This window comes from Helicobacter sp. 13S00401-1 (assembly GCF_002272925.1).
GTDB lineage: Bacteria > Campylobacterota > Campylobacteria > Campylobacterales > Helicobacteraceae > Helicobacter_I.
Map to the genome: position 1 here is coordinate 235,788 of NZ_MLAR01000001.1, position 23,066 is coordinate 258,853.

Genomic DNA, 23,066 nt, shown 5'->3' on the forward strand with positions numbered 1-23,066 from the left:
GAGTTTTTTCACATGAAGTTTTCAGGTAAAAATGTTTTAATCACAGGTGCTAGCAAAGGCATAGGCGCAGATATAGCTAGGACTTTAGCAGGCTTTGGATTAAAAGTATGGATAAATTATAGAAGTAATGCTGAGCTTGCTTTAAAACTAAAAGCAGAGCTAGATTCTAAAGGATTCCAAAGTGCTGTAGTGCCATTTGATGCAACTAGTGAGGCTGAGTTTATAGAAGCCATAAAGTTAATAGTTGAGTGTGATGGCGAGCTTTCTTACCTAGTAAATAACGCCGGTATCACTAATGACAAGCTAGCTTTGCGTATGAAGCTAGAAGACTTTGATTCTGTCATAAAAGGGAATCTTAACTCTTGCTTTATAGGATGCAGGGAAGCTTTAAAAGTTATGAGTAAGCAAAAAAGTGGAAGCGTAGTTAATATCTCTTCCATAGTAGGCGAAAGGGGCAATGCTGGTCAAGTAAACTATAGTGCGAGCAAAGGTGGCATGATAGCTATGACTAAGAGCTTTGCTTATGAAGGAGCTATGAGAGGCGTTAGATTTAATACTATTACTCCAGGCTTTATAAGAACAGATATGACTGAAGAGCTAAGTGAAGAAGTTAAAGAAAGCTATGTAAATGCTATCCCTTTAAAAAGACTAGGAGAAGGCAGTGATATAGCTAATGGCGTGGCATTTTTACTAAGTGATTATTCAAGTTATATAACTGGAGAAGTCTTAAAGATAAATGGCGGGATGTATATGTAAGCATTCTATAAAATAAAGGCTAGGCTTGAAGCGTTTTGAATGCACTTATATAAAAGATACTAAAACTTTTAAAAAAACTTTCTTTGGTAAAGATGCAAAGACTATTTGCCTAAGGCTAGAAAAAAAGGGCTTTTTAATAGTTGGCATAAAAGAGTTAGCTTTTTTGGGTGATCTTTTTAGTGCGTCTTTGATAGAAGAAAGTGAAAGTATGTTTTGGCAGTTAAGCCATGGTCTAGCCTCTGGTATGCCTTTACTTTTGCTTTTAGATTCTATTTTCGAAAATCTTTATCATAGGGATGTAAAAGCCCTAGTCTTAGATATAAAAGCAAGTATACAAAAAGGACACCCTATAAGTTCTGCTTTAAAAAGACATCCAAAAGTTTGTTCTCCTTTTATCTGTGCTATCTATGAAGTAGGTGAGAAAAGTGGCAATGTAAGCGAGGTTTGCAAGATCTGTGCTAATGAGATAAAAGCTAAAAATGAGTTAAAAAACTCCTTTAAAAAAAGCCTTATCTACCCAGTATTTATGCTTATATCTATATTCATTGCAGTTGTGGGCATAAGCTTATATGTAGTACCTGAGTTTGTGGGTATCTTTGAAAGCTTTGAAGCTACTTTACCTCTTCCAACACTACTTTTAACAGCCTTAAGCGATATGGTAAGTAGTTACTATCTATACTTTTTAGGCTTTATCATCCTAGTAGCATGGGCTTTGTTTTATTTAAAAAGGCGTTATGTTTATCTTTTTAGCTATCTTGTTTTTAGATTCCCACTTTTTGGTAAGGCCATGTTTTATTATGAGATGCATAGATTTTCCTTAGTGCTTTTTTACTTTATAAAAAGCTCTTACCCTATAGATAAAGCGCTTTTTACAACTATAGGTTTTTGTAATAACTTATATATAAAAGGTAGGCTTTCTATAGTGCATGATAAGCTTTTGCTTGGCCAAACTTTAAGTACAGGCTTTAAGGCAACTAAGTTAGATATAGCTAATATCTCTTTAATCCAAAATGGAGAAAAAACAGGCAACTTAGACTTTGCTATGGACTTTAATGCAAAGTATTACAAACGCATGCACTATAGTTTGCTAACTAAGATAGTCTCTAGTCTTTCACCTGTGCTTACTATAGTAGTTGGACTTATAATCTTGTTTTTAGCTTTAGCTGTTATAACTCCTATGTGGGAGCTAGTGGGCAGTGTGTAAAAGCTTGTAAGCTCTATTTGCTTTAATCGTTAAATCTTATATGATAAAATGTAAGATTAATTTCATCCTAGAAGAGGTTTAATATGGCTAAAAGAATCAAACCAGAATCAAAAGCAGAAGTTGATGTATTACTAGATGAGATAAGAGATCAAGAAGAAGAGTTAAAAGAAACTAAAGATAGTGAAACAAAACTAAGTGTGGATGAGAGACTAGAAAAGATATTTAATGAGGCTAAAGATAAGTTTATATCTTATGAGGCCATAGCACAAACTATAGAATCTAATCCCGACAAAGCCCTAGTAAAAAAGATAAACTCCCTTTGTAAAAAGTACAAAAAAAAGCTTATATCAAGCTCAGAGCTAGCTAAAAACCAAAACGCAGCTGATAAGATAAAACAAGAAAAAGAAAGACAAAAGTTTATAAACGAAAGTGCACAAGAAGAGTTTGACTTTATGCGTGAAAAAGAGCTTTCTGAGTGGAGTAGAAGTGATAGTCCAGTTAGGATGTATCTACGCGAGATGGGTGCTGAAAGACTACTAACCAAGGAAGAAGAAGTTGTTTTAAGCAAGCAAATTGAGCTTGGAGAAGACATCATTATAGATGCGATTTGCTCAGTCCCTTATCTAATAGACTTTATCCATGATTATGAAAGCCCTTTGCTAAAACGTGAAAGACGTGTAAAAGAGCTTTTTAAAAGTTTTGAAGATAGTAAGAGTGATGGCGATGACTACGATGATGATATAGAAGCAGAAGAGGGTGCTGAAGAGCAAGTAACATCTAAGAAAGAAAAAGAGAGAGTAGAAAAAGTAAAAGAAGGTTTTAGTGCGCTAGAAAAAGCAAAACTAGAATGGCTAGAAGTCTTAGAAGCTGAGGTTGAAGAAGATAAAGATAAGCAGCTTTTACACTTTTTAACACTTGCTAAGAAGAAACATATCTTAAAGCAGCGTTTACTTGATCTAGGACCAACATCTAAGCTTATAAATGAACTTACAAAAGCTATGGAAAACAGCCTTAAAAATGATAAAGAGGGCTTTGAGCAAGAGAAAAAAAGACTTGAATATAAGCTACCACTTTTTAATGATACTTTGAGAGAAAACCACGAAAAGATTCTAGAAAATATAGTTGAGATGAGTAGGGAAGATATAGTGGCAAGCGTGCCAGAAACTACTATGGTTAGTGTTTATATGGACTTAAAAAAGCTTTATCAAACTAAAAAAGCTAGTGAAGGAGACTTTAACTTAGACCCTGCAAAGCTAAAAGAGATTTTAGAACAGATTAACCGTGGAAAGATGATATCTGATAGGGCTAAAACTCAGATGGCAAAAAGCAATCTTCGCCTTGTAGTTAGCATCGCAAAACGTTATACAAATAGAGGCTTACCGTTTTTAGATCTAATCCAAGAAGGTAACATAGGTCTTATGAAGGCTGTTGATAAGTTTGAGTATCAAAAAGAGTATAAGTTTAGTACCTATGCTACTTGGTGGATAAAGCAAGCTATCTCTAGATCCATTGCTGATCAAGCGCGCACTATTAGGATTCCAATACATATGATAGATACTATCAATAAGATAAGAAATATCATGCGTAAGTACTCTCAAGAAAATGGTAGAGAGATGGATGTAGAAGATATAGCAAAAGAAGTGGGACTTAGTGTAGATAAAGTTAAAAATGTAGTAAAAATCACCCGTGAGCCTATATCTTTAGAAGCCCCTATAGGCAATGATGATGATGGTAAGTATGGTGATTTTGTAGAAGATAAAACATCTATGAGTCCAATAGATATGATGTTAAAAGAAGACTTAAAAGCACAGATTGAAGACATCTTAAGCAACCTTAATGAAAGGGAAAAAACTGTTATAAAAATGCGTTTTGGCCTTTTGCCTGATGAAAGTGACTGCACTTTAGAAGAGATAGGAAAAGCACTAGAGGTTACAAGAGAGCGCGTTAGACAAATAGAATCTAGTGCTATCAAAAAGCTAAAGCATCCTAGAGTTGGACGAAAACTTAAGTCTTACCTAGGTGGCTAGGGATACTAGCCTAAGAAGCTAAAAGCAGTGCCTTAAAAAAGGCCAAGATTTAAAAGGGAAGGCATGTTAAAGAACAAAAGTCTTTTAAAGGAGGGCTAATTTGAATCCTAAAAGCTATATCTTAAAAAGTCTTAGACTAGATAGAATTTATAGCTTGACTTTATCTATCTTGCCTTCTATTACCCCCCCCCCCCCACTATCCAACAAAATTTATCATATATGAAAAATCTTGCCAAAAGAGTATTAAAGGGTAGAACAAGGAAGCTAGTAGGGAACTTTTATCATAAAAGCCTTTTTTTATACTTCATGTTAAAAAAGGGCTTTTGGCAAAGAAACGTTAAAGGCTTTAGAAAAGTAAAAAAGCCTATAAAACCTTACGCTTTTATAAGAGTGTGTAATGAGATTCCAACCTTAAAAGCAAGTTTAGAATCTATAGTTTTTTTGGAGCGTGGTGTTATAGTTTATAATGACTGCACTGATGGTAGTGAAGAAGTAATCTTAGAGTTTTGTAAAAAATATAGTGATTTTAAAGCATATAAGTATCCCCACAAGGTAAAAAGACCATACGCGCCAGGCGAGGTATTTCCAGAAGGGTATAAAGAACTTTATGAGTACTATAACTTTGCACTAGATAAGATTCCAAAAGATGAGTGGCTTTTAAAGATAGATGTAGATCAAATCTACATGCAAGATATAACAGAAGAAAGCTTTAAGCTTATAGAGTATGAAAATGATATAGTTTGCTATCCACGTGTTAACTTGCATGTATTAGATGGTGAAGTCTTAGTTAGCAAAGACATACCTTTAAGTGATGTAGATGATCACTGGCTTATCTTTAATCACAATCTTTCTTTTAAGATGTGTGCAAATAGCCATGGTGTTATGGAAGTCCTTGTCCTCCCACACTCTGGCATAAGAGTAAAAAAGTCCTCTATAAACTCCTTTCACTTTCCAGTACTAAAAAAGCAGAGGTTTGTAAGTGATAAAAGTAAGTTTTTTACTTGGGAAGAGTTTAAAGCTAGGTATAAAGAAGATAGCTCCAAATTAATACGTGGGGGATACACTCCTTTAAGTATGGGTGAAGAGATACTGGATTTAGATCTTTTTGATGAAAAACTACCAGAGATTTTAGAAAAAATTGACTATCCTTACAAAGACACTAAAGATATTTGATGTTAGGGCTTATGTAAAAGTAGAAAGGAAAGAAGTTGTGCGGTTAGAATTAAGTGCGTTTCTTAGTGGCCTTATCCCTTCTTTTTCTTATAAAAACTTCTTTATAACAAGTTTTGCTAAAAAAGTCCTAAAAGATAGGCTAAAAGAGGTGGCAATATGGGGTTGTGCTAGGACTTATGATCTATCTTTTAAGCTTAGATTAAAAGGCTTTAGAAAAGTAAAAAAGCCTATAAAACCTTACGCTTTTATAAGAGTGTGTAATGAGATTCCAACTTTAAAAGTAAGCCTAGAAAGCATAGCCTTTTTAGAAAGAGGCATCATTGCTTATAATGACTGCACTGATGGTAGCAAGGAAGTTATATTAGAGTTTTGCAAGCAACATGAAGGCTTTAAAGCTTATGAGTATCCCTACCATGTAAAGCCTATCAAGCAAGAAGGACGGAGTTTTGGTAAAGACTATAAAGAACTTTATGAGTACTATAACTTTGCACTAGACAAGATTCCAAAAGATGAGTGGCTTTTGAAAATTGATGTTGACCAGATATACCTTCAAGATATTACAGAAGAGAGCTTTAAGTATGTAGAGTATGAAAATGATATAGTTTTTTACCCACGTGTGAATTTACATGTGATTGATGATGAAGTCTTAGTTGGTAAAGATGTGCCCTTAAGTGATGTAGATGACCACTGGCTTATCTTTAACCACAACCTTAGTTTTAAGAAGTTTGTAGATCGCAATTTTGTGATGGAGATTTTAAACTTGCCCCACACTAAGTTAAACTATATAAAGTCTACTATAAACTCCTTTCACTTTCCCTTCCTAAAAAAGCAAAGATTTACTAGCGATAAAAGTAGGTTTTTAAGTCTTGAAGAGTTTAAAGATAGATATAAAAATGATAGAGCTTCTATAGTCGCAGATAATCATTTGCCAGTTAGAAAAGGAGAGTTATTAAACCTAGAGCTTTTTGATGAAAAACTGCCAGAGGTGTTAAAAAAGCTTAAGTTTAACCCTTAAAATTGAATTAGGCGCCTAAAAGCTCTAGCCAAAGCTTTAAAATCTTGCTTTCTTCAAACCTTTCTAAAAAGATCTCTTTAGATCTTGCTCCAAAAGCACGCCTTAAGGCTATATAACTACTTAGCTTATCTATAGCTTTTATAAGACTTGCTTCATCTCCATTTTTTATCAAAAAGCCATTTTTGGAATCTTCTATGCAGTCTCTTGGTCCTGTAGGAACATCATAGGCTATTATAGGTAGTCCATAAGAAAGTGCTTCTAGTAAGACCATAGGAAGTCCTTCAAAAAAAGATGTCATTACAAAGATGCTTGAGTTTTTATAGTAGTAGCCAGTGTTTTGTGTGTAGCCAGTTATGCTGGCATTTAGACTATTTTGCGTTATAAAGTTTTGAAGCTCTTCTTTTTGTTCTCCATCTCCAACTAAAGTTAGATGAAAGCCTTGTTTGGTTTTGCTAAATGCTTCTAGTAGTCTTAGGATTCCTTTTTGTTGGGTTAAGCGCCCTACAAAGATAAGATTTTTACTTTCATATGTGCTTATCGTTTTAGGATCTTTTGCAAAGTTAGGTATGACTTTTATATATTTTAAATGCTTATTCCATTGCTCATATTCATGATATGTCAGCAAGACTAAAGTGTCATAGTTTTTCATGTTAGAGTGATATAAAAGTTCAAAGTGACCATGTATACACTTGATAGTAAAAAGTTTCTTTTGTGTTTTTTTAAGTAAGCTCTCCCAGTAAGAATCTATTAAAACATCTATGTTTTCATGTTCACATATACTTATAATCTTATCTCGCCTCATATCTTGCTCTAAGGCTGTATCAAGGTCATCTTTATGCGTTTTAACTAGCCTTGCTAGCTTAGAGCAAAAAGGAAGTTTGCTTAGTATCTTAGAGGTAAGAAGATAAAGGCTTGGATATATGTAGTTTTTTGTAGGATAGTTTTTAAGATAGAGTAGTTTTTGTGGCTTTAAGATCCTAGTTAGCTTATAGGCTAACCCCCCCCCCCCCGATTCTAGTAGTAGAGATAGCTTGGCTAGTTGTATTAGCAGCATTTACTAAAAGTGGTGTTTTTATAGTAACTTCATCATCGCTTAAGATATAAGTTTTAAAAGGTATGTTTTTTAGTTTGTTTTTGTTAGTGGCTTGAAGAGTTATAAGGGTTATATCTAAGCCCTTAGCCTTAAGGCCATAGGCTAGGTTAAGACTAGTTGTTTCAACACCACCAAAGGTAGTGATGTCATAGAGTAAGATTGCAACACGTTTTGCTTTTCCTTGCATAGCCTTAACTCTAATGTTGTATCATCCCTTGGCTAGTGTGTCTACTTACTTTTTCTTACGTTTTCTTTCGTTTGGATCTAGGAATTTTTTGCGGACTCTAATATTTATCGGCGTTACTTCTAGTATCTCATCATCTTCTATCCACTCTAAAGCACGCTCTAAGTTTACATCACGAGGAGTAGTTAGCTTAACAGCATCATCACTACCACTAGCCCTCATATTAGTTAAGTGTTTTGCTTTTATAGGGTTTACATCAAGGTCATTATCCCTGCTATGTTCGCCTATAACCATACCTACATAAACCTTAGTGCCAGCCCCTACAAAAAGAGTGCCTCTTTCTTGTATGTTAAAAAGACTAAAAGCAGTAGTATCACCATTTTCCATACTTACAAGTGCGCCGTTCTTTCGACTTTCAACACTGCCGCTAAACTCTCTAAACTCTAAAAAGCTGTGGTTCATTATCCCTTCGCCTTTAGTGTCGGTTAAAAACTCAGATCTATAGCCTATGATTCCACGTGCGGGGATTTCAAACTCTAATCTCGTATAGCCATCATTCATAGGGTTCATAAACTTCATCTCAGCCTTTCTCTTGCCAAGTTTTTCTATAACTGCCCCACTATAATCTTGTGGCGTGTCAATCACAAGATGTTCAAAAGGTTCTAACTTTTTACCATCTTCAACTTTGACTATAACCTCAGGACGAGAGATACTAAACTCAAAGCCTTCACGTCTAAGATTTTCAGCCAAGATAGTTATTTGAAGCTCGCCTCTTCCACTTACTTTAAAGCGTCCTTCACCCATCTCTTCACACTTCATGGCTATATTAGTTTGCATCTCTTTAAGCAAGCGCTCTTTTATCTTATTAGCCGTTACGTGCTTGCCCTCTAAACCTGCTAGTGGACTATCATTAACTGCGAAGTAAACACTCATAGTAGGTTCTTCTAAGTGCATAGGATCTAGTGGCATAGGATTAGCTGGGTCTACTAGGCTATCTCCAACATCTACAGTGCCAAACCCAGCGATTGCCACTATATCGCCAGCCTTAGCTTCTTCTATCTCCATCCTAGCTAAACCATAAAATCCTATAAGTTTAGTTATACGTCCTGTTTCTTTTTCGCCATTACCCTTAGCTAGCATAACAGTTTGGCCTTTTTTTATCACACCGTTAAAGACACGCGCTATACCGATCTTTCCTACATAGTTATCATAATCAAGTGTGAAAACTTGCATTTGAAGTGGGTTTGCTTCATCACCACTAGGAAGTGGCACGTACTCTAAAATGGCATCAAAAAGTGGCTCAAGATTCTTTTTTTCATCACCTAGATTTTTTATAGCGTAACCATCGCGCGCTGCAGCATAGATGACTGGGAAGTCAAGCTGGTTATCATTAGCACCCATAGCAACAAAGAGATCAAAAACTTCATCTACTACGCGATCTGGTTGGGCTGCTGGCTTATCTATCTTATTTACTACAACTATAGGTCTTATGCCAAAACTTAAAGCCTTTTTAACAACAAACTTAGTTTGGGGCATAACGCCTTCTTGGGCATCAACTAGTAATAAAACCCCATCTACCATCTTTAATACACGCTCTACCTCGCCGCCAAAGTCAGCATGCCCGGGAGTGTCTATGATGTTTATCTTTGTGTTTTTATAATTAATGGCTGTGTTTTTAGAAAGGATAGTTATACCTCTTTCTTTTTCTAAGTCGTTACTATCCATGGCGCGTTCATTTACTTGCTCATGATCACTAAAGGTGCCTGACTGGCTTAAAAGACCATCAACTAAGGTAGTTTTTCCGTGGTCTACGTGGGCTATTACTGCTATGTTTCTGATATTTTGCATATTCTCTCTTTGTGAAATGATTATTATTTTGTTGATTCTAACATATTACATCTTGTGTTTGGAGGTTAGCTGTTAGTAACCTAGCGTCATTAAATCCTTCATAAGCCAGTCATCTTGGCTAGCTTTAGCGTTTTTACTAGATTCCATACCTTTTATGACGTTATAAACACTTCTTGCTATCATGTCTGTTTCTATGTTTACCTTTCTGCTTACTTTGTAGGTGTGAAAGAGAGTGTTTTCCATAGTATGGGGGATTAAGATAAGACTAAAATAAGAATCTTCAACACTGCCTATAGTAAGCGAGATTCCATCTATAGTAATGCTGCCTTTTGGATAGATTAAAGGAAGGGCTTTTTTACTAACACTTATTTTAAAGATAGTATCTTTATTGTGCTTAGTTATGGAATCTAAGCGCCCGCTAAAATCTATATGCCCTTGTACTATGTGACCATGAAGGCCATCACTTAGCTTTAAAGCAGGCTCAAGGTGCACTTTTCCTTTTAGATTTTCTTTAGCTATGAGGCTAGAAGTTTCAGTGCTTAAAAGCATATTAAAGCCTCCGCTAAAAACTTTTATGACAGTTAAGCAAGCTCCATTAACTGCTATACTATCTCCGACTTCTGCTTTTAGCGTGCTTTTAAGGCTTAATATCTCGCTATCAAAGCTTATAACCTCGCCTATATCTCTAACTAGTCCACTAAACATATCTTTTGCCCTTTGGGTTTGGTTTATAGAAATTGTACTTTTATTTCTTATAAGAGTGGGTTAACATAATAAAGTTAATATAAAATTAATATCTTAATGATATCTCTTGACTTTTTAAAAGTTAGCTTAGTAGACTTATAAGAGAGGATACTAAAGTTCATATACCTTAAACTTTTATAAATCCTAGGAATGCGGAGGGGCAGATTTTTTAAACTATCTCACTTAAGATAGTTAGTACTAAAAAGTAGATAGTAAGATGTTTTATAAAATCCTTACCTTACTGGGTGTGCTTGCCCCTAACATGCTGCTAGCTAATATAACTATAGATGCTGCTACTAGTGAGGCTAAAGACTATGAACTTAGTGCTACTAACTCTTTAGTCATAAAACTAAAAACAAAAGAAGAGCTTGAAAAAGTAGGTGGGAATCCAAATAAGGCACAGCTAATTCATCTAGGAAATATCACAACTAATACTAACAATGCAGGCAAGTTTACATTAGATTCTACAAGTAGTAATTCGACCTCACAGTACATAAATGCTAGTTTTAAAAATATAGGCACAAGTGAAAAAAGACTAGATTCCTTAGAGTTAAATAACACATTTAAGCAAGGCAGCACGCTTATTAACTCACTCCTTTATAGCAAAGGTGATATTTATCTTCATAGTCTTGCTAATGCTAATTCTGGAAGTGCCACTTCATCTAGTGAGTTTTATCCAAGCTCTCCAAGTAGTAATAACACCATAGTTGCAAACATCCTTGATGCCACAACTATAAATCTAGACAACACAGGCTATGACCAGATGACTTTTTCATCTAGATCTATACCTGCTGCAGGGAGGATAAGCCTTTATGTAAATACGCTAAAGGCTAATAGTGCTACTTTAAAAAGTGTCTATGTGAGTAGTGCTATGGAAGTTAATGAAGGAAAGTTTGATGAGACTAAAGGCTCTCCACCACAAAGTAATACTATAAATATAACTACGTTAAATCTTACTAATACTAGTATTTATGCTAACTCTTTAACTAGTAAAAATCTAACTATAAATAATGCAAGACTGACTGATGGTAGTAGTAATGATACAAATATATTATTACTCGCTAGTGAAAGTAAAGATTCCAAACTAAAGGTTACTAATCTTAGCACCACAAAAGGCACTGCGCGTTTTTCAAATGGTGTATATATAAATGCTAATGATATAGAGATATCTAAGGCAAAAGTAGAGAGTTTGAGTGTTAATTACTTCAATGCTAGGGTGCTTGCAGCAACTGCAAAGATTAGCATAAAAGACTTAGAAGCCACTAACTCTATACTGCAGGGAAACTCTCTTATAAGTGAAACTATAAAGCTAGATAATGCCACTATAAAGCTGCAGGGGATAAACTCAAAACTAAGCGCAAAAAGTATAGTTATAGGAGGGAAGGAGCAAGGACAAAGGGGTCTTATAGAAACTGATATTTTAGAGGGTAATCCAAGCTTTACTAGTATAGATGGAGCAGCCCCTCCAACCTTTCCTAGTGAGTTAAAAGTGCGTGGCACTAAGCCAACTAGCCTAGCAAGCATTAATCTAAATCCTTTTACTAAAATAAGCGTAGGAGGAGATCTAAGTATAAGCACTCTTGAAAATGGAACTTTAGAATCACCATTAAATATAGATTCTAAAGCCTTAAATAAAGCTCTTTTTAACTTTTCTATTACCACTCAAACACTAGGTTATGGGGAGGATGCAACAAGTGAGACTACATTTAATCTAGCCTCTATAGAATCTAAAGGAGCTTTAAGTTTGCCAGCTTTATATCTACACGGAAGTGGCATTATGCTTCAAGGCAGTTTGGAATCTTTTTTAGCTAAGGCAGGTCTCAGTAAAAATAGCACAGATGCAAATGCCCTCCTTTTAAAAGAAAACTTTCTTCTAGGGAAAAGTATAACTATCAATGGAGCTAAAGTAGATCCTAGCTGTTTTAGTGGAGTGCTTTTTAGTACTAAAGATATGAAAGGTAGTGATGCTGGCAAGTACATAGTAGGTAAGATGAAAGTAGAATCTAATCTTACTTTTATAGACTTCTATCTTGGAAGCAAACAAAGTGAAGCTTTAAGCCCATCTAAACTTAGCTTGCTAGCTACTTATCACTCAGATGCTTTGTATAAGCTAATAACTAGTTCTAACTTAAAGCTAAGTGATATCCCTTCACCAACTAAACCTAACACTAACCCATCTTCTAAAGATATAACTACCATCACTCCTTTACACACAAGTAGCGCTGACTTTAAAGTAACACCAGAGACTAACTTAGAATCTTTGGCCTTAAAGGTTGGAGAGTATATCTCTAGGTATCATAGAAATACTCCTAGTAGCAAGATTTATGATAGGTTAAATGCTTTGAAACGTACTAATAGTTTTCAAAAAAGACAAGAAGCCATAAGTGTGCTAAAAGATCTTATGCCTAGTGATTTAAATAACGCAGTAGAAAACTATGCCTTAGAATCTAACCTAGCATCTTTTAGGATTGTAGATGAGGTAGTTGCTAACTCTAGTCTTGCTAACTCATTAAGATTTTTAAGTAAGGCACGTTTTGCAATGAATGATAAAAATGAAAGTCGACTTAAAAACTACGACCCAAGCTCACCTTTTTCTATCTTGCTTGATTATATTCCTTTGCCAAATGATAGCTTTGAGTATATAAAAGAACCCACTAAAGAAGTCTATGCCCAGACTATCTACCAAAACATCATCCAAGGAGAAAGACGCAGTGTGCAAGGCTACAGTCTTAATACTTTTGGCTTTGTGGGAGGTTTTAACCAAAGACTTAGTAACTTGCTAGTTGGAGCTAACCTAACTTATAGTACAGCTTTTACTAGCTTTAATGCAAACTATAACAGCCTAAGTCCTAGACTTTATCTTTACTCGCTAGATACAGGGCTAACTTACCAAGTAAGCCTAGGCTACTCTTTACACTTTATAGGGACTAATAGAACTCAAGGCATGCTAGATACTTCAGCTAAGGCTAGCTATCTTGCTAATGAGTTTAACAGCTACGCCCTCTTAGGCTATAAGTTTGAGCTAGGCAAGCATGCATTAATGTCATCTTTAAGACTTAGCTACATCTACTTGCATCAGAGTGCTTATAGTGAAAATGGTGAGTTTGGCTTAAAGGTACCTGCTAAAAATGATAACTCCTTGCTTCCTAGCTTTGGGCTAAACTATGAGTTTAAAGCACTTGAAGGTTTGAAAGTTATGGTTAGTGGATTTATCTTTTATGATGTTTTATCTAAGTCTAGGGTGTTTAATGTAGCTTTTTTGGATGATGGTATAAACTTTAATGTAGCAAGTTTAGGAAGTGATCCCTTTGGAGGCATGCTTAATCTTGGAGTAACTTATAGCTTAGATGTTAACAATAACTTAGCCTTAAGTTATGCAGGTACTTTTAAGTCTAGCCTTATAGCTACAACACTAAGCCTTAGATATGGCTATAGATTCTAAAAGTATAAGGCCTTACAAAAGACAAAAGAGTTAAAAAGACTAAAGCTTGCTAGTTTCCACGACTTCCTGGTTTATAAGCCTTTGAAGTTTTACAAAGTGGGCAGTTTTCTGGCGGATACATATTAAAGATAAAATCAGCCAGTGCAAATAAAGGCTTATTAAGCGGTAGCTTGCACTCTTTTTTAGATTCTAACTCGCTTCCTACTCTTTTGCAAAAACCACGATTTGCCAAAGCACCAAAGGCTACTATATCAGCACCAAAGGCCTCTAAACATTTAGCACTTTCTAAGGCGCTTCCACCAGTTGTTATGATGTCTTCACAAACTAGTATCTTTTCACCCTTGCTAACTTCAAAGCCCCTCCTTAACTCCATAATTCCATTTACTCTTTCAGTAAAGATAAATCTTACCCCTAAAGCCCTAGCTAGCTCATAGCCTGCTAAGATTCCACCAAGGGCTGGGGAACAAACGCAGTCTACTTTTATCTCAGAATCTTTTATCTGCAAGGCTAAAGCTTTGCATAAAATCTCTGCATTTTTTGGATTTTCTAGTACTTTGGCAGACTGTAAATAATGATCAGTATGATTTCCGCTACTTAAAAGAAAGTGTCCGCTTAAAAGAGCGTGGGCGTCTTCATAGACTTTTTTAACATCTATAGCTTGCATTATAGATTAAACCTTCATAACTTCTTCTTCTTTGCTTTTCAAAGAAGTATCTGCTTTTTTTATAAACTCATCTGTTATCTTTTGCACTTCAGCCTCACCTCTTTTAGCATCATCTGCTGTGATGGCTTTATCTTTTTCAAGCTTTTTTATTTGATTATTAGAGTTTTGTCTTATGTTTCTTATAGCAACTTTTGCTTTTTCACACATAGCTCTTGCTTGCTTTGCAACTTGCACTCTTTGCTCGCTAGTCATAGGGGGGAAGAAAAGTTTTATACCATCAGCATCTGCATTTGGATTAACACCTATGTTTGCTTCAAGGATGGCTTTTTCTATATCTTTTATAACGTTTTTTTCCCAAGGTGAGATAACTATAGTTGTAGCATCAGTTAGATTGATGTTAGCTACATTGCTTAAAGGCACTAAAGAGTCATAGTAGTTAACTCTTACATTATCTAGCACGCTTATGCTTACTCGGCCACTTCTTAAGGTGCTAAAGTCTTTGCTTAGGGCACCTAAAGACTTTTGCATGCTATCTTTTGTGTCTTTATAGATGTTTTCTAACATTAACTACTCCTTTGTATTTTTAGTGGATGGATTAGCCAGTGGGCTGGCTGAAGGATTAGCAAGAGGGTTTGCTAGGTCACTAGAGCTTGAAGGGGCACTTGGAAGAGTTGGGATAAGGGTTTGATGTTGAATAGGAGCAGGCGTAGCCATGTTATCAACTACACTTTTGCTTGCTCCTTTATTGTAGTAGTATCCAAGCGCAACAGTATTTATGAGAAATAGCACTCCTAGGATCATAGTAAGTTTGGCCATAAAGCTAGCTGGCCCTTTAGCACCAAAAACGCTGTCATTACTTCCACTATAGGCACCTAGACCTATGGATGAGCTTTTTTGCAAGAGTACTACTATTACCAATATTACAGCTAAAATAATCTGAATTGTTAATAAGATGGTGGTCATAATCTTTCCTTGGAATTATAAGGGGTTGATTATATCTAAAAAATATCAAAACATAAATCATCAGCATGCCTTTGAAAGCATACAAGGGTTTGTGATGGAGGGTTAATGCTTAATATGCACTCTTTTAATGCTAAGGCTTTAAGCTATGCTACTAACTCAGATGTGCAATTAGAGCTAGCTAAGATTTTATGTAAGAACATAGAATCTGACCTTACTAATAAAACACTTTTAGATCTAGGTGCAGGCAGTGGTAATGTTTATAAAGTCTTAAAAGATAAAAACTTTAAAAACTTTATCGCCCTTGATAGTGCAAGTAATCTTTTAGCACTCCATCCAAAAGCACCAAACATAACTTTTATACATAAAAGCTTTGATGAGTTTAACTACTCTAGTTTAGATAAAGATACATTTATATGTTCAAATGCTGCTATGCAGTGGAGTGCCAATCTTGATAGTTTGCTTTTTAAGCTAAGTAAGAGTAAGTGCGAGTTAGCCTTAAGTCTTTTTACCTCAGAAACTTTTAGTAAGCTTCATGCCCATCTTAATACAACCTCTCCCCTAAGATCTAAAGATGAAGTAACTACTCTTATAAAAAAACACTTTGGAACTTTTAAGATCTTAAAATCTTTTAGTAAAAGACTTCAGTTTAAAACTCAAAAAGAGCTTTTAAGTCATTTGCAAGATTTAGGTTTGCTAGGTGGTGCCTTAGATAAAACTCTAAGCTACAAGCAGGCTAAAAGGCTTTTAGCACTGCCTTTTTTGGACTTAAACTATGAGGCTTTGATATTTATTAGATAGATAAAGCTACTTGTTTGTAGCCTTATATATAGCTTGGAGCATCATTTGCGAAAAGTACTAAATCACCATCTTGCCCAAAGCTTTTTAGTATCCCTTCTAAGTTGGACTTATCTTTTAAAACCACTTTTTGAGTGTGCTGTATGTTGTCATTTAGAATCTTAGAGTTTAGCTCGCCTGTGATTATGGCTAGATCAAAGACTTCATCTATAAGCTTAGCGATTTTGATATTGCTTTCTGTGTTACTTTCAACTAGACCAGGAGTAACTATGACTTTTCTTCCATTATAAAGTGAGCTTAGTCTTATGGCTTCACTTACTCCTTCTAAGTTGCCATTAAAGCTATCATCTAAGATAAGCTTATTATTAGTTACTATTTTATTAAGTCTGTGTGGGATGCTTTCAAGTTTAGAGACTGCTTTTTTGATAGTATCAAGTGGTACTTTTAACTCTAGGGCTACTAGTATGCAAGCTGCTATATTATCAACATTAAAACTACCTAAAACCTTAGTTTGAAACTCTTCATACACTCCATTTATCTTTAACTCAAAGCTAGTAAAGTCTAGTGAAGTAGTGATATTTTTATGCTCTGGCGGATAGGTGGTTATAAGGTTTATGTTTTCTTTATAGCTTTCTTTTATCTCTGGAGTTTTGTTATCTCTTTGCACAAAGGCCTTTTGTAGCTTTTTAGAATCTAGTAGCTCAAACTTAGCACTTAGTGTGTTTTCTAGGCTTTTGAAATACTCTATATGAGCAAGGCCTACTTTGCCTATGATGGCATATTGTGGGTTTAATAAATTAGCAATCTGCCTTATATCATTTTTAGCACGCGCACCTGCTTCAGCTATATAAACTTCAGTGTCTGGGTCAAGGTTAGAATTTATATCATTAACTAAGCCTTTATAGGTGTTTACGCTTCTTGGCGTGGCATAGACGTCATATCTTTCTTTTAATATATCTTCTAAAAAGTTTTTAGTACTAGTTTTGCCATAGCTTCCAGTGATGGCAACTATGGTTAGATTAGGCATCTTTGCAAGTTTGGCCTTAGCAAGCTTTGCGTAGTTTCTAAAGATTAGACTTTCATATAAAAAAGCAACTATAAAGCCAAATACTAGTGGGGCTAGATAGAGGAGGGCGCTTATATAAGCTTTATCTTTATCTAGATGATCTATGATGTTTATAGCTTCATTTAAGATAGTAAAAAGCAAAACTATTACAAAAAGGCGTATAACTCTTTTGGTAAAAACTAGCTTTTTATCTAGCCTATAAAGCCAGATTCCAAAAGCTATTATCCATATGATTAAGCATACATAAAAGACTATATAAAGTCTTAATATATCAGTTACTAAAAAGACTATGATAGGTAGCACGAAGTAGTAAAAGTGCCATAACTTTTTATGATGTTTAGTTAGGATTCTATAAAAGCTATAGTTATACCACTGAAGCAGGGTTGTAAGATAGTAAGTCAGTAAAAATATCATTATAAAATGCGAGATGATATTTAGCGTGAAATAAACACTCATTAACTTAACCTTACCTTAAAACTACAAAGTCTTCAAAGTCTATATCATCTATAACTTTGCAGTCTAGCTTATCTAAGCGGCTTTTAGAGTTACCTTCAAACAGGCTAGCTTTTAGTGACTCTAAGTCTTTTTCATCTGCGTTTATGTATATCTCAACTTGTCCATTTTCTAAGTTTTGCACTGTGCCTTTTAAGTTTAAAAGCTTAGCTAGCCTTTCAGTCATATTCCTAAAACCTACGCCTTGAACTTTCCCAGTAGCTAATATATGATAAGTCATAAGTCTTCCTTTAAGTTTAAGTTTGATGTTGTTATAAGTTTTTATAGAGTTTTTCTATAGTGTTTGCTTGCTTTAAGAAAAAGTAGTGATCACCTTTTAGCATAAAAAATCTTGCATTACTCATAAGACTTTTTATAATCTCAAAGCTTTTTAGAGGTGTAGCAGTATCACTTTCTCCCCAAAACACACTAGCATTTTTTTTAAAGTTTGCATAGTAGGGGCTAAAGTCTTCATTAACTACTAGCTTAAAAGTCTCATACATGTTTGGAGGTAGATTATCCGCATCTTTTGAGCGAAGAAAGCTTGCTTTTATGCCCAAGGATTTAAAAAGTTTACTTATAGCTATCTTACTTTTAGTTTTAAAGCTTTTTTCTAATAAGATTCCAGCACTACTTAGTAAAAGTATCTCATAGTCAAAAAGCAAGGCTAGCTTACCACCAAAACTATGGCCTGCTAGAAGATTTATATCTTGTACGTTATTGATGCTAAGCTTTTCAAAGAAGCCTTTTAAGATTAAAGCATATTTTTTACTATCTAAGACCATGGGGTTAGAGCTAGCACCAAAGCCAGGTAGGTCAACATAGATATGGTTATAGTCTTTAAAAGAGTTTTCAAAGGCTAGCTTCATAAGCTCTTTATTACTTCCCCAGCCGTGCAAGAAGCAAAGATTCTTATCTGCTTTGTTATCTATGATTAAATAGCTGATGTTAAAAGTGTGATCTAAGCAAGTGATTTGCTTTGAAGCCATGTTAGTAACCTTTTGTTTTTGCGCTTAGCGTGCTTAATTTTATCTAATTCTTGGATAAAATCATCGAACCTAAACATATCCATACTAAATAAGGCAAGATAAATATGGCACAAGTTCCTATGAGCAAGTACGGTTACGATAAGCTAGTTAAAGAGTTAACTGAGTTAAAAGAGGTTGAAAGACCAAATATCGTCAATGAGATAAGCATAGCAAGAGAGCATGGAGACTTAAAAGAAAACGCAGAGTACCATGCTGCTAAGGAAAAACAAGCCGTTATAGAATCTAGGATTAACTCCCTTAGTCTTATGCTGGCTAATGCTGTAGTGCTAGATCCAAGCACACTAAGCCATGAAAGCGTAAGTTATGGCAGTACGGTAGTTATAGAAGATATAGACACAGAAGAAGAGCTAACTTACACTATAGTTGGCGTGCTAGAAAGTAACCCAAGAAGTGGGCTTATATCTTATGACTCACCTATAGCTAAAGACTTGCTAGGTAAAGAAGTAGGTGATCAAGTAAGTATAACCTTACCTCGTGGTGAGTGCGACTATGAAGTAAAGTCTATCTTTTATAAACCTATAGACTTTAAGTAAGGATAACTTTGTGAATGTAAAAATTAAGCTTGTACAACCAGATGCTAAAGTTCCACTTTATGCAAGCAGTGGTGCTAGTGGTTTTGATCTATATGCTTGTGAAGATGCTTATATAGAATCTAAAGGCATGGCACTTATTAACACAGGCATAGCCATAGAGTTAACTGAAGGCTATGAAGTGCAAGTTAGACCAAGAAGTGGGCTAGCACTAAAACATGGAATCTTTGTTTTAAACACGCCTGGCACAGTAGATAGCGACTATAGAGGTGAGATAAAAGTGTTGCTTGCTAACTTTGGAAGTGAAGGCTTTAAAGTAACTAAGGGAGATAGGATAGCCCAAGGTATACTAGCTCCTATACTAAAGGCAAACTTTATAGAAGTGAAAGTTTTGCAAGATTCTACACGTGGGGCTAAGGGCTTTGGTTCTAGTGGTGTTTCAACTATAAATAAGGATTAAGATGAAGGTAGAGAAGGCATTAAAAGAAGTAAAAGATGAGCTAGTCGGCGAACAAAATATGCTTTGGCAGGCATTTAGACTAGAAACTTTTGTAAGAAAGCATAAGATAAGCTTGATAATAATCGCAGTCATCATAGTAATACTAGTAGTTTACTTTGTGACAAGCTATGCGATTAATAGCAACAGGGAGCAAAAAAGCTCTGATCTCTTTGCTGAGATAATAGAACATCCAAACGCAAGTCTTGCCAGCCAACTAGAAAAGCTAAATCCTAAGCTTTATGACTTTTATCTATACAACAAAGTGGCTAAAGAAAACCCAGTAGCCATAACTGATAATGCAGACCTTGCCAAACTTAGCAAGTCTTCAAACGATGGCTTTTTATCAGATAGAGCAAAGTATGAAGTAGCTAACTTTAATCAAGACTTAAAAGGCCTAGAAGCTTATGCTAAAAGTACTAATGACTTAAACTTTGCTAACCTTGCTTACTTGCAAATTGGCTTTATCTACTTTCAAAATGGGAATATAAAAAAGGGTCAAGAAGCCTTAGCTAACGTAAAACTAGAAGCAGCAAATGGTGCTAGGGCAGATAGTAGAATCTATCAAGTAGCCCAGCTTTTAAGGCACTATGGAGTTACGCAGATGCCAGATACTAACACTCAAGCTACAACTCCTAAGGGATCTAATATAGATGAAACAAAGCTTATAGAAAGTGAGCTTACTCATGCTAATAAAAACTCTGCAAGTAGCAGTAATCAAGACTTAAAGAAGGAAACCTCTAAATGAAACATCTAAAATATCTACTCCTAGTTTTAGTCTTATTTTTTATAGCTTGTGCAGGGCAAAAAAGCTTTTCTCCAAGTGTGATAGATGGCAAGTTGTCTTTAGATAAAGATCTTCCTAGCCCTATAGTAGATTCAAACCTTACTCATGCCAAGTTAAAAGATGGGATGATCTTAGATAAAGAGGGCTTAAAAAGCCTAAAGCTAGAAAAAGGTGAAAATGTAGTTTTTAGTAACGATAAGTACTTTGTGATTAACAACACTTGTAAAGAGCTAGAAGTAGTGCCTTATAAAGTGGAATCTACTACTATGTTAAAAGATTCTTTGAAGCTAGATAAAGTAAAGCTTGAAAGAGAAGATGCTATAAAGTTTAAAGTTGATTCATGTGCTGTGAGTGGGGCTTTAAGAGATAACTTGCTAGCCTTAGTTATGCAAGATAACACAGCAGTTATATATGACTTAGCTAAAAAAGATAGAATCTTTATAGATAGAAACGACCCAATTTATGCTGTTACTAACCAGATAACTAGTCCTATCTTTGAAGGCGATAGTGTCATCTACCCTATGCTTGATGGAAGGGTGGTTTTTGTAGACTTAAAAGAGCTAAAAGTTATAAGAAGTAGCATAATAGGTGGTGATAAGTTTTTAAACAATATAACTTTCATAGATGCAAGTGATAGCGTAGTTATCGCTGCTACACCAAAAAGGATAGTAAGCTTTGTAGAAGGACAAAGCTACACTTTAGATGGAGATATAAGATATGTAAAAGTTTATAAAGGCAATATCTTTGTTTTAAATCTAGAGGGTGATATAGCAGAGTATGATCCAACTTTAAGATTGCTAAATAAGATACATCTTCCTTATGCTAAATTTAGTGGCATAGGTTTTAAAGATAACACGCTTTATACACTAGAACGAAGTGGTTTTTTAATAGAAGTTAATCTTAATGACTTTACATACAAGGTTTATAAAGCAAGCTTACATAAAAACAAAGAGGTGTTTTTTACTGATGGTGTTTTTTATAACACAGAATCTTCTTTAAACCTAGCAAAGCCTAATATAACTTTTGCTAAGCCAAAGGCTAAAAAAGATAAGATAAAACAAGATTCTAAAAAATCTATGGAATCTAAAAAGGCATCACAGCCAAAAGAAGCAACAGAGAAAATGGGATTATGAGTGAAGTAATCTTATGTGACATAGGCAATACTTTCTTTCACTTTTATAAAAAAGGAAGCATGTGGAAAGAGCCTTTAGATAAAATCTCTAAAAAAGATAAAAATAGCACTATACTTTATATAAGTGTGAATGAAGAGGGTGAAAAAAGTCTTTTATCTTCACATAAAAACTGCATTAACCTAGGGCCTTATCTAGATTTAAAAAGTGAGTATAAGGGCTTAGGAGTAGATAGAAAAGCTGCTTGCATGGGCGTAAGAACTGGAGTGATAGTGGATGCAGGAAGTGCTATAACAGTAGATGTTATGGAAGCTGGAGTTCATCTTGGAGGTTTTATCTTGCCTGGACTTGAAAGTTATAGAATCTTTTATGCCAGCATATCTAAGGTTTTAGACTTACAGTACTTTAATATGGGTGTAGATTTAGAAAGCTTGCCACAAAATACTAAAGATGCACTTAGCTTTGGTGCACTAGATAGTATATTTCTAACCATAAAGCAAAGTGCTAATGGAAAGATGATCTATTTTACTGGTGGAGATGGGAAGTTTTTTTCAAGACTTTTTAGCAATAGCATCTATGATGACACTTTAGTTTTCAAGGGTATGTGGCTTGCAGTCAAACAGCTTCGCTCCAAGCCTGCTAGTTCTTAAAATAATACAAAAAGGAATCACTTGCTAACTATAGCTTTGCCAAAAGGACGTATAGGCGAGGATACGCTTATACTTTTTTCTAAGATCTTCAATACAAACTTTAGCTTCAATGATAGAAAGCTTATACTTGAACATGGTGGATTTAGATTCTTACTTGTAAGGAATCAAGATGTACCAACTTATGTGCAATATGGCGCTGCAAATCTTGGTGTAGTAGGCCTTGATATATTAGAAGAAGGAAAGGCCCCTGTAGTAAGGCTGCTTAATCTTGGCTTTGGTAAGTGCAAGGTTGTAGTTGGCACTGAGTGCTTAAAACCTTTAGATCTTCAAAAACCACGACTAAAGATAGCTACAAAACTAGCTAACATCACCAAACATCACTTTGCAAAAAAAGCTATAGCAATTGATGTTATAAAACTTTATGGTTCTATCGAGTTAGCCCCACTTGTAGGGCTAAGTGATGCCATAGTTGATATAGTAGAAACTGGAACTACTATGAAACAAAACAACCTTGAAGTTTATGAAGTGATAATGGATTCTAGTGCTTACTTAGTGGCTAATAAAAATAGTTTTTTTGAGTATAAAGATGAGATACTAGCTTTAAGAGAGAAGTGTGCAAAGGCCCTTGCTTTATAGGGTGTTTAAAACTTGCTCTTTTAGATCTTTTTATATAAGCAACTCCGTTCTTTTTACACTATTCACTAAATCTTTATTCTAATACTTTCTTTTTCATATTGCTTGTTGTTTATGGATTTTTTTAACCAAAGCGTAAGCTTCTTTGAAAATGCCAGTTTCCTCGAAAACGTAAGCTTCCTCGAAAACGTAAGTCTCCTCAAAAAATCACGCATTCGCACTACTACTCACTTTTTTCGTGATTTTTGCACCACGAAACAAAGCGAGAATGATTTTGGCTCAAGAAATTATAATTATTGAAAATCTCTATTGTATATAGATAGCT

At 35.0% G+C, this 23,066-nt stretch carries 22 protein-coding genes and 1 pseudogene; 13 read left to right on the forward strand and 10 right to left on the reverse strand.

What is annotated here, in order from left to right; translation table 11 throughout:
- Positions 1 to 12: 12 nt before the first annotated feature.
- The 5 genes from fabG (at position 13) to BKH43_RS01170 (ending at position 6,175) form a co-directional block, all read left to right on the forward strand.
- Positions 13 to 756: a 3-oxoacyl-ACP reductase FabG gene (fabG, locus tag BKH43_RS01150; protein ID WP_095227647.1), complete on the forward strand. Its 744-nt coding sequence runs from the start codon at positions 13 to 15 to the stop codon at positions 754 to 756.
- A 25-nt stretch (positions 757 to 781) separates the two neighbouring features.
- Positions 782 to 1,960, forward strand: a complete 1,179-nt coding sequence (locus BKH43_RS01155) for a type II secretion system F family protein (protein ID WP_095227649.1) — start codon at positions 782 to 784, stop codon at positions 1,958 to 1,960.
- Between the two features lie 83 nt (positions 1,961 to 2,043).
- Entirely contained in the window at positions 2,044 to 3,987 is a 1,944-nt protein-coding gene (gene rpoD / locus BKH43_RS01160; RefSeq protein ID WP_095227651.1) for an RNA polymerase sigma factor RpoD, read from the forward strand.
- A gap of 306 nt (positions 3,988 to 4,293) precedes the next feature.
- Positions 4,294 to 5,160: a beta-1,4-N-acetylgalactosamyltransferase gene (locus tag BKH43_RS01165; protein WP_172402278.1), complete on the forward strand. Its 867-nt coding sequence runs from the start codon at positions 4,294 to 4,296 to the stop codon at positions 5,158 to 5,160.
- 37 nt (positions 5,161 to 5,197) lie between these two features.
- The gene (locus BKH43_RS01170; protein WP_172402279.1) at positions 5,198 to 6,175 is read left to right on the forward strand and encodes a hypothetical protein; all 978 of its coding nucleotides are present in this window, start codon (positions 5,198 to 5,200) and stop codon (positions 6,173 to 6,175) included.
- Positions 6,176 to 6,182: 7 nt separating this feature from the next.
- Here the strand turns inward: BKH43_RS01170 and BKH43_RS01175 are convergent, their stop codons facing one another.
- The 4 genes from BKH43_RS01175 to BKH43_RS01190 all read right to left on the reverse strand — a co-directional run bounded on the left by BKH43_RS01175 (position 6,183) and on the right by BKH43_RS01190 (position 10,005).
- Positions 6,183 to 7,229, reverse strand: a complete 1,047-nt coding sequence (locus tag BKH43_RS01175; RefSeq protein ID WP_095227657.1) for a glycosyltransferase — start codon at positions 7,227 to 7,229, stop codon at positions 6,183 to 6,185.
- Positions 7,162 to 7,455: a hypothetical protein gene (locus BKH43_RS01180; protein WP_095227659.1), complete on the reverse strand. Its 294-nt coding sequence runs from the start codon at positions 7,453 to 7,455 to the stop codon at positions 7,162 to 7,164. Before BKH43_RS01180 ends, BKH43_RS01175 begins: the two co-directional genes overlap by 68 nt.
- 45 nt (positions 7,456 to 7,500) lie before the next feature.
- A complete protein-coding gene (gene typA, locus BKH43_RS01185; RefSeq protein WP_095227661.1) occupies positions 7,501 to 9,300 on the reverse strand; it encodes a translational GTPase TypA in 1,800 nt (599 codons plus the stop codon).
- Between the two features lie 72 nt (positions 9,301 to 9,372).
- Positions 9,373 to 10,005 (reverse strand): riboflavin synthase, encoded by a 633-nt coding sequence (locus BKH43_RS01190; protein ID WP_095227663.1) that lies wholly within the window; start codon positions 10,003 to 10,005, stop codon positions 9,373 to 9,375.
- Between the two features lie 256 nt (positions 10,006 to 10,261).
- Between BKH43_RS01190 and BKH43_RS01195 the strand changes: the two genes are divergently transcribed.
- Positions 10,262 to 13,486 carry an autotransporter outer membrane beta-barrel domain-containing protein gene (locus tag BKH43_RS01195; RefSeq protein ID WP_095227665.1) on the forward strand — a complete coding sequence of 1,075 codons (3,225 nt, stop codon included), beginning with the start codon at positions 10,262 to 10,264 and terminating at the stop codon, positions 13,484 to 13,486.
- A gap of 49 nt (positions 13,487 to 13,535) precedes the next feature.
- Here BKH43_RS01195 and pyrE read toward each other — a convergent pair whose 3' ends face one another.
- The 3 genes and pseudogenes from pyrE to secG form a co-directional block, all read right to left on the reverse strand.
- Positions 13,536 to 14,141, reverse strand: coding sequence for an orotate phosphoribosyltransferase (pyrE, locus tag BKH43_RS01200; protein ID WP_095227743.1), 606 nt, complete (start codon positions 14,139 to 14,141; stop codon positions 13,536 to 13,538).
- 15 nt (positions 14,142 to 14,156) lie between these two features.
- Positions 14,157 to 14,714 carry a ribosome recycling factor gene (gene frr, locus BKH43_RS01205; protein ID WP_095227667.1) on the reverse strand — a complete coding sequence of 186 codons (558 nt, stop codon included), beginning with the start codon at positions 14,712 to 14,714 and terminating at the stop codon, positions 14,157 to 14,159.
- Between the two features lie 27 nt (positions 14,715 to 14,741).
- Positions 14,742 to 15,113: pseudogene (gene secG / locus BKH43_RS01210) on the reverse strand (preprotein translocase subunit SecG); the annotation flags it as partial.
- A gap of 105 nt (positions 15,114 to 15,218) precedes the next feature.
- Between secG and BKH43_RS01215 the strand changes: the two are divergent.
- Positions 15,219 to 15,911, forward strand: a complete 693-nt coding sequence (locus BKH43_RS01215) for a class I SAM-dependent methyltransferase (RefSeq protein ID WP_095227671.1) — start codon at positions 15,219 to 15,221, stop codon at positions 15,909 to 15,911.
- Between the two features lie 22 nt (positions 15,912 to 15,933).
- On the opposite strand, the gene murF is transcribed toward BKH43_RS01215, so the two are convergent.
- The 3 genes from murF to BKH43_RS01230 are packed head-to-tail and all read right to left on the reverse strand — an operon-like array spanning position 15,934 to position 18,455.
- On the reverse strand, positions 15,934 to 17,430 hold the full coding sequence (gene murF / locus BKH43_RS01220; RefSeq protein WP_095227673.1) for a UDP-N-acetylmuramoyl-tripeptide--D-alanyl-D-alanine ligase: 1,497 nt from the start codon (positions 17,428 to 17,430) through the stop codon (positions 15,934 to 15,936).
- A 10-nt stretch (positions 17,431 to 17,440) separates the two neighbouring features.
- Positions 17,441 to 17,707: an acylphosphatase gene (locus BKH43_RS01225; RefSeq protein WP_095227675.1), complete on the reverse strand. Its 267-nt coding sequence runs from the start codon at positions 17,705 to 17,707 to the stop codon at positions 17,441 to 17,443.
- 31 nt (positions 17,708 to 17,738) lie between these two features.
- A complete protein-coding gene (locus tag BKH43_RS01230; RefSeq protein ID WP_095227677.1) occupies positions 17,739 to 18,455 on the reverse strand; it encodes an alpha/beta hydrolase in 717 nt (238 codons plus the stop codon).
- 104 nt (positions 18,456 to 18,559) lie between these two features.
- Here BKH43_RS01230 and greA point away from each other — a divergent pair, with 104 nt between their 5' ends.
- The 6 genes from greA to hisG are packed head-to-tail and all read left to right on the forward strand — an operon-like array spanning position 18,560 to position 22,744.
- Complete coding sequence (gene greA / locus BKH43_RS01235) at positions 18,560 to 19,048, forward strand: transcription elongation factor GreA (RefSeq protein ID WP_095227679.1); 489 nt, start codon at positions 18,560 to 18,562, stop codon at positions 19,046 to 19,048.
- 10 nt (positions 19,049 to 19,058) lie between these two features.
- Positions 19,059 to 19,505 (forward strand): dUTP diphosphatase, encoded by a 447-nt coding sequence (gene dut, locus BKH43_RS01240; RefSeq protein ID WP_095227681.1) that lies wholly within the window; start codon positions 19,059 to 19,061, stop codon positions 19,503 to 19,505.
- Position 19,506: 1 nt separating this feature from the next.
- Positions 19,507 to 20,289 carry a hypothetical protein gene (locus BKH43_RS01245; RefSeq protein WP_095227683.1) on the forward strand — a complete coding sequence of 261 codons (783 nt, stop codon included), beginning with the start codon at positions 19,507 to 19,509 and terminating at the stop codon, positions 20,287 to 20,289.
- Positions 20,286 to 21,461: a hypothetical protein gene (locus tag BKH43_RS01250; protein WP_095227685.1), complete on the forward strand. Its 1,176-nt coding sequence runs from the start codon at positions 20,286 to 20,288 to the stop codon at positions 21,459 to 21,461. Before BKH43_RS01245 ends, BKH43_RS01250 begins: the two co-directional genes overlap by 4 nt.
- Positions 21,458 to 22,108 carry a type III pantothenate kinase gene (locus BKH43_RS01255; protein WP_095227687.1) on the forward strand — a complete coding sequence of 217 codons (651 nt, stop codon included), beginning with the start codon at positions 21,458 to 21,460 and terminating at the stop codon, positions 22,106 to 22,108. The genes BKH43_RS01250 and BKH43_RS01255 overlap by 4 nt, the downstream gene beginning before the upstream one ends.
- 21 nt (positions 22,109 to 22,129) lie before the next feature.
- On the forward strand, positions 22,130 to 22,744 hold the full coding sequence (gene hisG / locus BKH43_RS01260) for an ATP phosphoribosyltransferase (protein WP_095227689.1): 615 nt from the start codon (positions 22,130 to 22,132) through the stop codon (positions 22,742 to 22,744).
- The last annotated feature ends 322 nt before the right edge of the window (positions 22,745 to 23,066 follow it).